A 12,079-nucleotide genomic window follows, 5' to 3' on the forward strand; every position below is an offset into this window, starting at 1 on the left:
AGGCTCCTTGCACACGTAGGCCGCGCCACGTGACGCGGGATTCATCGGTTGCCTGGGCCGCTGCACATCGGCAGCCTCGCCTGGGTAGTGGGGTCGCACGCCTTGGCATGCGAAGGGATTCATTCGGCGGCGTTGTCACCACCGTTGAGCGCGCCGTCACCGGCGCTGCGGTCGGTCACGCCGTACAGCTCATGCAGCGCAGCGTGGAACGACGCAGGCAGCATCGGGCCGTGGCCGAGGCCATCGAACTCGCGGTACTGCACGCGCATGCCCGGCACCTTGGCCAACCGCTCGGACAGCTGCATCGCCGCATCCGGGGTGGCACCACCGATGCGGCGCAGGTGCGCGACCACGCGCGGATTGTTCATGTCGCGCTTGCCGCGATCACCGACACGCTCGGCACCGCCCAGCATCAGCCAGAGCGTTGCTGGCTGGCCATGCACGTTCTGCACGAACTGCTGTTCCGGATCACCCAGCGCCGCGCCCTGGCTCCACCACAGCGACGGACTGGCCGCCAGATAGGACTGGAAGGCGGCGGGACGGGTGTACAGCGCATTGAGCACGAACAACCCACCCAGCGAGTGGCCCCAGAGTGCTTGCTGCTGCGTATCAATGCGTGCGCGGCGCTCGACTTCCGGCTTGATGCGGCGTTCGATCACATCCAGGAACGCGGCAGCACCGCCACCGACCGCCTGGGTCGTACCGCTCTCGTCGTCGGCGCGGTCAATCCACGCGGTGTAGTCGCGGGTGCGCGCCTTGGAATCGATGCGCAGGTCGTTGTCATAACCGATCAGCACCAGTACCGGCGGCGCCTTGCGTGCCGCCAGCTCGGCCAGCAACGGCTGATCCAGCACCATCGCCACGGCATTGCCATCCAGCGCGTACAGCACCGGCAGCGGCGCCTTGCTGGCCTTGGCCGGGATCGCCACATTCACCCGCCAGCGGCGTTGCTGGTCTGGACTGTCCACCACGAAATGCTCGAAGCGATAACTGACCGCCGGCTCGTCGAGCACGGTGTGGCCGATCTTCTGCAGCGGATTGCGCTGCTGGGCATGGGCGTACGGGGTGGCCAGGAGCAGACCCATCATCAAGGCGACCAGGCCGCGGGCCAGTGGACCACGGCGCGAAGGCGGGACGAAATGCTTCATCAGCGGCGGCAGAAGCGGCTCACGGCCGCCGGTTCACAAGGGACCGCAGTCTACCTTAAACGCGAATGATTATCACATCGCTCGAACGTCACACTGTGTATCACGCGCGCATGAGGGCCTTCGGCACGAAACGAGGCAATGGGCAGGCTGGATTCGCGCCACGGCCATACGGCAAGCTAGGCGGTATCAACAAGAACAGGGACTGTCATAGCGTGTACGCCATTTGCCGCAGCCTTGCCCGAAAAGGGCTCGACACGATTCGCCCACACGTCTTCCCCGTGAGCATACCGACCACCGAGAGGCCCGCGTGCAACATCTGCGGTTTCCGCCTGCGAGCATCCCGCGAGGCCATCGCCGAAAGGGAAACCCGCAGCTGTATTGGCTGCGGATCCACTCTGCGCTTCCGTGCCCTCATGGCAGCCCTGCAGTCGGAGATGGACCAAGCGCGGGAGATCCGCGTGCTTGAGCGGATCCCCAGGCGCGGACAGATCAAGGGAATCGGCATGACCGACGCCCATATCTACACTAATGCCCTGCGGCGCAAGTTCGATTACATCAATACCTACTTCCACAAGCGCCCCATGCTGGACATCCGTCACCCAGCCGCGCACTACCTGGGAAAATATGACTTTGTTGTCAGCTCAGATGTGCTGGAACACGTGGATGGGCCCTGCGAGCGCACGCTCGGAAACCTGCGTGCATTGCTGAAGCCGGGCGGGCTGCTTGTGCTCACCGTTCCCTATGGATTTCACGAGGTCACGATTGAGCACTTCCCTGAGCTCAACGACTACCGGATCGAGGGCAAAGGTGCGGATCGGGTTCTTGTCAACATCACCAGCGATGGCAGGGAGCAACGATTCTCTGACCTGTCCTTCCATGGTGGTGACGGCTCAACTTTGGAACTGAGGATCTATTCGTATCCTCACCTGGTGCGATTGCTGGGGGAAGCCGGCTTTGTTGACGTCAAGCTGCACGATAGCCAATACCCGCAATGGGGCATCATCCACGACAGCCTGCTGGGCTTGCCTATAACGGCACGCGCTGCATAGGCCGTCAGCCCCCTCCGGTATCCTGCCTCGCGCAACCCACACCCCCTTGCAAATGACGAAGCCGGCATCACGCCGGCTTCGCCCCCCCCCGCTTCTGTAGAGTCGAGCCATGCTCGACTCCCGCAGCCTCACGGCCCCGCGGGAACCGGACCGTACACGTTCTCCTGCGGCGTGCCCGGCAGCAGCGAGAAGATCATGATCACAATGCCACCGCCCGGCACCAGCGCCAGCAGGAACAGCCAGCCCGATTGGTTGCAGTCATGCAGGCGGCGCACGGTCACGGCAATCAGCGGCACGATCGTGGCCAGCCACATCACGCACAGCAGCACCACCATGCCGATCAGGATGCCGGCCAGTGCATCGGGACTGTTGCGCAGGAGGATCGCCAGCACACCGGCCAGCAGCATCACCGCAGTTGCGACCAGGAACAGGAACAGCTGGTACATCCAGTACTCGCGGCGGTTGGCGCGGCCCTCGAACTGGGCGTAGCGCTTCAACGGCAGAATCATTTCCTGCACGGCATCGATCCTTGAAAAAGTAGCCGCGCAGTGTGCCAAATGCAGGCGCACAGGACAATGTGGCGACGAACCATGCTCGACTGCCATTGCCCCCTGTAGAGCCGAGCCATGCTCGGCTGCTGTTCCAGAAGGCACCCGTAACCCGCGCAAGAGCGAAGTCGAGCATGGCTCGACTCTGCAAGAGCTGGGTCAGCGGCCCTTTGCCGCCCTTGCCGCCTCGCGCTCGGCGCGCAGCCGATCCAGCTTTTCCTTCAGCTTGATTTCCAGGCCACGCGGCACCGGGTTGTAATACACCCGTTCGCCCATCGCATCCGGGAAGCCGGTCTGGTCCAGTGCGATGCCGCCTTCGGCGTCGTGGTCATATTGGTACTCGGCACCGTAGCCCAGCTCCTTCATCAGCTTGGTCGGCGCATTACGCAGGTGCAGCGGTACTTCTTCGGTACCGCTCTCGCGCACATCGGCCTTGGCCTGGTTGAAGGCCGCATAGCCTGCATTCGACTTGGCGGTACTGGCCAGGTACAGCACCAGCTGAGCAAAGGCGAGCTCGCCTTCCGGGCTACCCAGCCGCTCGTAGGTGTCCCAGGCCTCCAGCGCCATGCTCTGCGCGCGCGGATCGGCCAGACCGATGTCCTCGATGGCCATGCGGGTCAGCCGGCGGGCCAGGTAGGACGGATCGCAGCCGCCATCGAGCATCCGGGTCAGCCAGTACAGCGCGGCATCCGGGTTGGAACTGCGAACCGACTTGTGCAGCGCCGAGATCTGGTCGTAGAACTGCTCGCCGCCCTTGTCGAAGCGACGGGTGCGATCGGCCAGCACCTGGGTCAGGGTCTGCGGGGTGATGCGACCACCCTCCCCGCCCGCCAGCTCGGCAGCGATTTCCAACAGGGTCAGCGCACGGCGCACGTCGCCGTCGGCGGCGGTCGCGATTTCCAGCAGCAGCTCGGGGGCGACCTCGATGCCCTCCTCGCCCAGGCCGCGTTCGCGGTCACCCAGCGCACGCTCCAGCGCCTCGACGATATCGGTAGGCGAAACGCCTTCGAGCACGTGCACGCGGCAACGCGACAGCAGCGCCGAGTTCAGTTCGAACGACGGGTTCTCGGTGGTGGCACCGACGAACAGGATGGTGCCGCGCTCGATGTGAGGCAGGAACGCATCCTGCTGCGCCTTGTTGAAGCGATGCACCTCATCGACGAACAACACGGTGCGCCGGCCTTCGGCGAACCGTTGCGCCGCCTCGGCCAGCACCTGGCGCACTTCCGGCAGGCCGGACAGCACGGCGGAGATCGCACGGAACTCGGCGTCGGAATATTCGGCCAACAGCAGCGCCAGCGTGGTCTTGCCGCAGCCCGGCGGCCCCCACAGGATCATCGAATGCACGCGGCCGGATTCGACCGCGCGACGCAGCGCGCTGTCCGGCGCCAGCAGGCGCTTCTGCCCGACCATCTCGTCGAGGGTGCGTGGGCGCATGCGCTCGGCCAGCGGGCGCAGATGTTCCCGATCGACGCTCAGCAGATCGGGGCCAGGGAAGGAAGTTGAACGATGTCTTGCCACACGCTCATTGTACCGCGAGAGCGTGCCAACCAAGGTTGGCACCCACCAGCGCCAGGCCACAGGAACCGGTAGTGCCGGCCACTGGCCGGCAGATCAAAAGCGTGTCAACCAACGGTTGGCCCCCACCAAGGCGGTGCCGGTTGACACGAGAGCGTGCCAACCAAGGTTGGCACCCACCAGCGCCAGGCAACAGGAATCGGTAGTGCCGGCCGCTGGCCGGCAGATCAGAAGCGCGTCAACCAAGGTTGACACCCACCAAGGCGTTTCCGCCCAGAGATCAGTTACCGATGACGTCGGTGCCCTTCGGCGGGGTAAAGCTGAAGGTGCCGGCGGCGAAGCCCGGGTTGCGCTTCCAGCCACTGAAGCTGATCACGGTACGCTGGCCAACGGCATCAGTGATTTCCATCTTGGCCAGGCCCTGGGCGTTGAAGCCCAGCGCGGCGTACTGGAAGCTGGCTTCGGTCTCGCGCTTCGGCGACAGCGACAGCCACTGCAGGCCGTCGCGCTGCGCGGCCTCTTCGCTGACGTCGTACTGCTGCTCCAGCAGCGCCGGGTTGATCAGCGCGGTCAGCGGGCTGTTCTGCTCTTCCTTGCCCTGCTCGCGAACAGTGGCCTGCTCCAGGTCCGGCTCGTAAATCCAGACCTTCCTGCCGTCGGCCACGATCAGCTGTTCGTGCGGGCGCATGTATTCCCAGCGGAACAGGCGCGGCGCCGACAGCGCCACGCGGCCGCTGGTCGATTCCTTCACCTTGCCGCGGCTGTCGAACACCTGCTGGCTGAACTGGCCATCCAGGCCCTTCAGGCCACTGGTGAAGGTCTTCAGGTCATCGCGGGCGCCAGCCCAGGCGCTGCCGGCGGCGGCGCAGGCCACGGCCAGGGTGGTGGTGGCAAGGAAACGGCGGAAGCGGAAGTTCATGCGGGAATCCTGTGGGCGCGGGCGCCAGGAAAGGTGGTTGCCAGTGTGCCCGGACAAAGATGAATGGGCGATCAGGGCGACATTATGCCGCCCCGAACGTCCATCGGCGATTCAGCCACCCGAGCCGGGCAGCTTGCCGTACAGCACCTGGCCACGGAAGCCACGACGCACTTCGCGGTACAGCGCGCGGAACGCCGGATAGTCCTGCGGCTGGCACAGCGCCTCTGGTCCACGCACCGCGTTCTGCTGCAGGCGGTGATGCACGATCACGTCCTGGCCCTCGCGGCTCCAGTCCACGCGATACTCGCCGGCGGCGTTGGTGAAACGCTGGCTGGCCGGGATGGCGATGATCGGCGCATTGGCCGGGAACTGCAGGCGATAGGTTTCCTCGCGCAGGCTGGCATTGCAGTAGAACGGCGTCTCGTTGGCCGGCGCCGAGGCGGTGGCGTACAGGCCGCGCACTGATTCACCACCCGGCGGGTCCGGCACGGCCATGCCTCCGGCCACGCTGAAGTCGGCGTAGTCCTCGGCCTGGAACGCCATGCGGTAGCCAAACGGCCGGGTCAGGTCGACCGGCACGCCCTGGATCTGCAGCTGCCCTCGCCCATCGAAACCGGACGCAGCCATGATCTGCTCTTCAGCGCGCGCACGGTTCTGCGCGTTGAGCTGGGAGAACTGGGCGCGCATGCCGATCTCGGCGTTCTCGCCCAGCTTCGGAATCGTCTCGCCGCGCAGGTTGCCGTTGGCGTCGAAGGTGAAACGCACCTCCATCGAGGTGGCATTGCGCTCCGGCGTATTGGCCGGGGTGCGCGCCAGTGAGGCGTCGCGGGTACGCATCACCGGTGCACCGAGGTCGCCTTCCGGCAGCTGGCCGAAGCGCGCCCACGCGGTGGTCGAATCCAGGTACAGATCGAACTCGGGGATGTAGGTGATGGCGTGGTTGAAGCGGCCCAGCACCGGAATCTTCGGCAGCGTCGGGCCACCACCGGCACCGATCAGCACCGGCGAGCTGGCGATGCCCTTGGCCGCCAGCAGCGCCTCCAGGATCGTCACATGGTCCTTGCAGTCACCATAGTGGTTGTCGAGGATGCTCTGCGCACTGTTCGGCTCCAGGCCACCATTGCCCAGGTACACCGCCACGTAGCGGATGTTCTGCGCCACCCAGCGGTACAACGCGTCGGCCTGCTCGCGGCGGTCGCTGATGCCAGCGGTGATCTCATCGGCCAGCGCCTGCAGCTCCGGCGTGACCTGTGCCGCCGGGCCGGCCTTGAGCTGGTAGGCACGGCCCATCTGCGACCAGTCACGATAGGTGCTGGCCATGATGTTCGGGCCGAACTCCCAGCCCGCCGCCGACCAGTTCTGTGCTGGCATGGCTTCGCGACGCTGGTAGCGCCAGCGCCACTGTGCCTGTCCGTTCTTCACCGTGGGGCGATCACTGCCCTGCACGCCGCGGCTGTCGACGAACATCGGCAGGTTGGCCGGCGCACTCAGGGTGACCTCGGCGTCCTCGTACTCGGTGAAGACGTTGAAGGTCTCCCACAGGCCGAAGTAGCCGGGGAAGTACGGCGTGGCCTGGGTGCGGCGCACCTGGTAGTACAGGCGCGTGCCCGGCGCCAGGTTCGGGAACACGATCACCCGCACCTTGCGGTCGGCATACATCGCCGCCGAGGCGCTGGAATAGCTCTCCTGGGTGTAGACGCGGTCGGCCGGCACGTCGCGGCGCTGGCCGTCGGCGGTGATGGTGTAGGCGCCGAGTACTTCCAGCGTCTCCATCTTCTCGCTGTAGCTCAGCCGAACCTGGCTGAACTGCTCGACCGAGGCCTTGGTCTTGAGCAGGACTTCGTAGGTTTCGGTCTGCACATTGCCCGCATCCGGCCGCACCTGGTAGTCGGCGCGGTAACGGACAATGCTGAAATTATTGCTGGCTTCGGTATCGCCGCTGGTGGAAGGCGGCGCCGTGGCGGGCGCGGAGGTGGCGGTGTCTGCCAGTGCCGGGCCGGCAGCCAGGAAGGCTGCCAGCGCCAGTGCCAGCGCGCTTGGTACGGGGTGAAGCATGCGTCGGTTCCTTGGACGTCGTGGGGGATACGTCGGGTCTTACTTCGGCGGCGGCGGTGCCAGCACCGTGCGGTCGCCGTTGTGCTCGGGCGGACTGACCACGCCGGCCGCTTCCATGGCCTCGATCAATCGCGCTGCACGGTTGTAGCCGATCTTCAGCCGGCGCTGCACGCCGGAAATCGAGGCACGGCGGGTTTCGGTGACCACCCGCAGCGCTTCGTCATACAACGGGTCGGACTCATCGCCGGCAGAGCTGTTCTCGGGCAGGCCGGTAGCGCCGACGACCACGCCGTCGCCCATCGTCTGCACTTCGTCCAGTACGCCGTCGACGTAGTCGGCCGGGCCCATCGCCTTGAGGTGTTCGACCACGCGATGCACTTCCTCGTCGGAGACGAAGGCGCCGTGTACGCGCTCGGGCATGGCGGTACCCGGCGGCAGGTACAGCATGTCGCCGTGGCCCAGCAGGGTTTCCGCGCCGGACTGGTCGAGGATGGTGCGCGAGTCGATCTTGGAACTGACCTGGAAGGCGATGCGGGTCGGGATGTTGGCCTTGATCAGGCCGGTGATCACGTCCACCGACGGGCGCTGCGTGGCCAGGATCAGGTGGATGCCGGCCGCACGCGCCTTCTGTGCCAGGCGCGCGATCAGCTCCTCCACCTTCTTGCCGACGATCATCATCATGTCGGCGAATTCGTCGATGAAGATGACGATGAACGGCAGCGTCTCCAGCGGACGCGGAGCCTCGCCCAGTTCCGGGTTCGGCTTGAACAGCGGGTCCATCAGCGGTTGGCCGGCGTCCTGGGCTTCCTTCACCTTCTTGTTGAAGCCGGCCAGGTTGCGCACGCCCACCGCGCTCATCAGCTTGTAGCGGCGCTCCATCTCGGCCACGCACCAGCGCAGGCCGTTGGCGGCCTCCTTCATGTCGGTGACCACCGGCGCCAGCAGGTGCGGGATGCCCTGGTAGACGCTCAGTTCGAGCATCTTCGGGTCGATCATCAGCATCCGCAGGTCTTTCGGCGAGGCCTTGAACAGCAGGCTCAGCACCATCGCGTTGACCGCCACCGACTTGCCCGAACCGGTGGTACCGGCCACCAGCAGGTGCGGCATGCGCGCCAGGTCGGCCACGGTCGAGCGGCCAGCGATGTCCTTGCCCAGCGCCAGGGTCAGCACGCTGGCCGACTTGTCGTATTCCTTCGAACGCAGCAGCTCGGAGAGGTAGATCATCTCGCGGGTGACGTTGGGAATTTCCAGGCCGATCACCGATTTGCCCGGAATGACGTCGACCACGCGCACCGACTTCACCGACAGGCCGCGCGCGATGTCCTTGTCCAGCGAACTGATCTGGCTGACCTTGATGCCCGGCGCCGGCTCGATCTCGAAACGGGTGATGACCGGGCCGGGGTTGGCACCGACCACCTGGGCATCGATGCGGAAGTCCTTCAGCTTGAACTCGATCTGCCGCGACAGCGCGTCCAGGGTTTCCTTGTCGTAGCCCACCGGTTGCGGCTTGGGGTCATCCAGCAGGGCCAGCGGCGGCAGGTCCGAGCCGTCGCCGTTGACGCCACGGAACATCGGGATCTGCGTGTCGCGCTTGGCCCGGTCACTCTTCTCGATCACCGGTTCCGGGCGCGGCTCGATCTTCACCGGCTCGCGCTTGGCGCGCACCTCGGCATCGGCCTTGCGTACCTCCTGGCGTTCCTCGCGCATCACCCGGGTCTGCTGCCACTCGGTGACTTCTTCCTTCTTGCGCGCCAGCAACGGCGCCAGCGACATCACGCCGCGGCCGATCTTCTCCATCACTGTGAACCAGGACAGCCCGGTGGCCAGGGTGATCGAGGCCAAGAGCAGCACCAGCACGAACAGGTTCGCGCCCAGCGCACCGAAGCCCACCGTGAGCGAATTGCCGACCAGCTTGCCGAGGATGCCGCCTGCACTGGAGACGTCGCCACTGAACAGGCGCACATGCAGGAAGCCGGTGCCGGCGATCAGGAAACCGACCAGGCCAACCAGGCGCAGCGCCGGGTCCAGGTCGTTCTCGCCCTTGCTCTCGCGCTTCAGGCCGAACATGGCGATCCACGCCAGCGCACCCAGCACCACCGGCAGCAGGAAGGCGATGTAGCCGAACAGCTGCAGCAGCACGTCGGCGATCCAGGCGCCGGCGCGACCGCCGAGGTTGTGCACCGGCGCGACCACGCTGCCGGTGTGCGACCAGCCCGGGTCGGTCGCTGAATAGGTGAACAGACTGGCCGCCAGATACAGCAGCGCCGGCGCGATGGCGATCAGGCCAAGGTCGCGCCAGAGGCGTTGGCGGCGTGGATTGTCGGTCGTCGCCGCCGCGGCCGTGCGACGTGACGCCTTGCTGTCGTCGGACTTGGAGCGTTCGGGGACCTGCTTCGCCACCTTAGACCATACCTTTGGAATGCGCTGTTAGTGATTGATAATAAATGAGACGGCGTCAGTTTTCAGTTATGCGACATCTGACAGGGCAATCGGAGGGCCGGAACTACTGCTGGATGACGGCGTTCTGTTCATCGGCTTGAATCGCCCTGCCCCAGCCGCCACTCTATGACCAGCCACGGATGCTGCGCAAACATCGCCAGCGCCTTGTCCCATCTACTTTTTCGCGAGTCTACATGAGCACCAGCCTGCCCTCCCGCCACCAGCGCCTCGTCATCCTCGGTTCCGGCCCGGCCGGTTGGACCGCCGCCGTCTACGCCGCCCGCGCCAACCTGAAGCCGGTCGTCATCACCGGCCTGCAGCAGGGCGGCCAGCTGATGACCACCACCGAGGTGGACAACTGGCCGGGCGACGCCCACGGCCTGATGGGCCCGGACCTGATGGCGCGCATGCAGGCCCATGCCGAGCGCTTCGAGACCGAGGTCATCTTCGACCACATCCACACCGCCGATGTGTCGCAGCGCCCGTTCAAGCTGATCGGCGACAGCCACGAGTACACCTGCGATGCCCTGATCATCGCCACCGGCGCCACCGCCAAGTACCTGGGCATCCCGACCGAGGACGAGTTCAAGGGCCGCGGCGTGTCTGCCTGCGCCACCTGTGACGGCTTCTTCTACCGCGACCAGGACGTGGTCGTGGTCGGCGGCGGCAACACCGCCGTGGAAGAGGCGCTGTACCTGTCCAACATCGCCCGCAAGGTCTACCTGGTCCACCGCCGCGACACCCTGAAGGCGGAAAAGATCATGCAGGACAAGCTGTTCAAGAAGGTCGCCGAAGGCAAGATCGAGACCGTCTGGCACCATCAGGTTGAAGAAGTGCTGGGCAATGATGCCGGCGTGACCGGCGTGCGCGTGAAGTCCACGCTGGACGGCAGCACCCGCGACATCGACGCCCACGGCTTCTTCGTGGCCATCGGCCACCACCCGAACACCACCCTGTTCGACGGCCAGCTGGCGATGAACAACGGCTACCTGGAAATCCGCTCGGGCCTCGGCGGCAATGCCACCCAGACCTCGGTGGAAGGCGTGTTCGCCGCCGGCGACGTGGCCGACCAGCACTACCGCCAGGCGATCACCTCGGCCGGCTTCGGCTGCATGGCCGCACTGGACGCCGAGCGCTACCTGGACGCACAGGGCAAGGCCAGCTGAGGGGCGAACCCGCTTCTGTAGCGTCGAGCCAGGCTCGACTCAGGCAAAAGGCCGACGCCAGTGCGTCGGCCTTTCTGTTTCATCTGCCCTATCCTTCCCTCATGCCTTCCCCCCGCTTCCTCGACTCCCTGCAGTCCGTTTCCGCCACCGACTGGGATGCCCTGCACGAAGGCCGCAACCCCTTCATCAGTCATGCATTCCTTTCCGGGCTTGAACAGCACGGTTGCCTGCGCGAGGACTGGGGCTGGCAGCCCCGGCACTTCACCCTATGGGAAGGCGAGCATCTGGTCGGCGCCATTCCGGGCTACCTGAAGACCAACTCGCACGGCGAGTTCGTGTTCGACCATGCCTGGGCCAACGCGTATGCCCGTCATGGCCGCGACTACTATCCGAAGTGGCTGGGCGCGGTGCCGTACTCGCCGGTCACTGGCCCGCGGTTGCTGGCCCGTCACGATTCAGAGCGCGCCGCATTGCTGTCGGCATTGCGCGACGCACTGCCGCCACTGGGGGTGTCGTCGGCCCACATCAACTTCCATACCGCCGGCGACGAGGCGCTGTTCGGCGATGACTGGCTGCTGCGCGAAGACGTGCAGTTCCAGTGGCAGAACCCGGGCGACTGGGCCACGTTCGAGCAGTTCCTCGGCGCGATGGACCACAAGCACCGCAAGAACATCCGCCAGGAACGCGCCAAGGTCATTCGCCAGGGCATCACCTTCCGCGTGGTGCACGGCGACGAAGCCAGCCGCGCCAACCTGCAGGCGATGTACCGCTTCTACCTGCAGACCTTCCTCGAGTACGGCAATGCCCCGGCGCTGACCGAGACCTTCCTGCGCCATCTGGCGATGACCCTGGGGCGCGGGCTGGTGCTGTTCCTGGCCGAACAGGACGGCGAGCCGATTGCCGGCGCCCTCTGCCTGCGCGGCGGCGATACGCTGTACGGCCGCTACTGGGGCGGCGCCACCCTGCCCGGCCTGCACTTCGAAGCCTGCTACTACCAGGGCATCGAATACTGCCTGCGCGAAGGGCTGACCCGCTTCGAGCCGGGCGCACAGGGCGAGCATAAGCTGGCACGCGGCTTCCTCCCGACGCTGGTGCGCAGCCGGCACTGGGTGGCCGATCGGGATTTCGCAGACGCACTGCAGGACTGGTGCCGACAGGAGCGACAGGGTGTGCGGCGCTACCAGCAGGAGCTGCAGGGGCATGGGCCGTTCCGCGTAGAACCGTAGAGGCGCGCTTG

General features: G+C 65.9%; 9 protein-coding genes. 3 read left to right on the forward strand and 6 right to left on the reverse strand.

Features of this window, described 5'->3' with window-relative positions; translation table 11 throughout:
• Positions 1-119: 119 nt before the first annotated feature.
• A complete protein-coding gene (locus V3B48_RS01005) occupies positions 120-1,148 on the reverse strand; it encodes an alpha/beta hydrolase-fold protein (protein ID WP_329893002.1) in 1,029 nt (342 codons plus the stop codon).
• A gap of 278 nt (positions 1,149-1,426) precedes the next feature.
• On the opposite strand from V3B48_RS01005, the gene V3B48_RS01010 reads away from it, so the two are divergent.
• Positions 1,427-2,197, forward strand: a complete 771-nt coding sequence (locus V3B48_RS01010) for a methyltransferase domain-containing protein (RefSeq protein WP_329893003.1) — start codon at positions 1,427-1,429, stop codon at positions 2,195-2,197.
• Between the two features lie 128 nt (positions 2,198-2,325).
• On the opposite strand, the gene V3B48_RS01015 is transcribed toward V3B48_RS01010, so the two are convergent.
• From V3B48_RS01015 to V3B48_RS01035, 5 genes are all read right to left on the reverse strand, one after another.
• Positions 2,326-2,715 carry a DUF805 domain-containing protein gene (locus tag V3B48_RS01015; protein ID WP_329893004.1) on the reverse strand — a complete coding sequence of 130 codons (390 nt, stop codon included), beginning with the start codon at positions 2,713-2,715 and terminating at the stop codon, positions 2,326-2,328.
• A 189-nt stretch (positions 2,716-2,904) separates the two neighbouring features.
• Positions 2,905-4,182, reverse strand: a complete 1,278-nt coding sequence (locus V3B48_RS01020; protein WP_329893005.1) for a replication-associated recombination protein A — start codon at positions 4,180-4,182, stop codon at positions 2,905-2,907.
• Between the two features lie 361 nt (positions 4,183-4,543).
• Positions 4,544-5,182 (reverse strand): outer membrane lipoprotein chaperone LolA, encoded by a 639-nt coding sequence (gene lolA / locus V3B48_RS01025; RefSeq protein ID WP_329893006.1) that lies wholly within the window; start codon positions 5,180-5,182, stop codon positions 4,544-4,546.
• A 111-nt stretch (positions 5,183-5,293) separates the two neighbouring features.
• Complete coding sequence (locus V3B48_RS01030) at positions 5,294-7,237, reverse strand: DUF3857 domain-containing protein (protein WP_329893007.1); 1,944 nt, start codon at positions 7,235-7,237, stop codon at positions 5,294-5,296.
• A 39-nt stretch (positions 7,238-7,276) separates the two neighbouring features.
• The gene (locus V3B48_RS01035; RefSeq protein ID WP_032127351.1) at positions 7,277-9,637 is read right to left on the reverse strand and encodes a DNA translocase FtsK; all 2,361 of its coding nucleotides are present in this window, start codon (positions 9,635-9,637) and stop codon (positions 7,277-7,279) included.
• A 233-nt stretch (positions 9,638-9,870) separates the two neighbouring features.
• On the opposite strand from V3B48_RS01035, the gene trxB reads away from it, so the two are divergent.
• A complete protein-coding gene (gene trxB / locus V3B48_RS01040; protein ID WP_014037154.1) occupies positions 9,871-10,842 on the forward strand; it encodes a thioredoxin-disulfide reductase in 972 nt (323 codons plus the stop codon).
• Positions 10,843-10,943: 101 nt separating this feature from the next.
• Positions 10,944-12,068 carry a GNAT family N-acetyltransferase gene (locus V3B48_RS01045; protein ID WP_329893008.1) on the forward strand — a complete coding sequence of 375 codons (1,125 nt, stop codon included), beginning with the start codon at positions 10,944-10,946 and terminating at the stop codon, positions 12,066-12,068.
• The last annotated feature ends 11 nt before the right edge of the window (positions 12,069-12,079 follow it).

Origin of the sequence: Stenotrophomonas sp. SMYL20 (assembly GCF_036320045.1) — a bacterium.
GTDB lineage: Bacteria > Pseudomonadota > Gammaproteobacteria > Xanthomonadales > Xanthomonadaceae > Stenotrophomonas > Stenotrophomonas maltophilia_A.

Bases quoted from the DNA above. Each gene is read 5' to 3' on its own strand.
- V3B48_RS01005 (WP_329893002.1), bottom strand. From the start codon at position 1,148: ATGAAGCATTTCGTCCCGCCTTCGCGCCGTGGTCCACTGGCCCGCGGC.
- V3B48_RS01020 (WP_329893005.1), bottom strand. From the start codon at position 4,182: ATGCGCCCACGCACCCTCGACGAGATGGTCGGGCAGAAGCGCCTGCTG.
- lolA (WP_329893006.1), bottom strand. From the start codon at position 5,182: ATGAACTTCCGCTTCCGCCGTTTCCTTGCCACCACCACCCTGGCCGTG.
- V3B48_RS01030 (WP_329893007.1), bottom strand. From the start codon at position 7,237: ATGCTTCACCCCGTACCAAGCGCGCTGGCACTGGCGCTGGCAGCCTTC.
- trxB (WP_014037154.1), top strand. From the start codon at position 9,871: ATGAGCACCAGCCTGCCCTCCCGCCACCAGCGCCTCGTCATCCTCGGT.
- V3B48_RS01045 (WP_329893008.1), top strand. From the start codon at position 10,944: ATGCCTTCCCCCCGCTTCCTCGACTCCCTGCAGTCCGTTTCCGCCACC.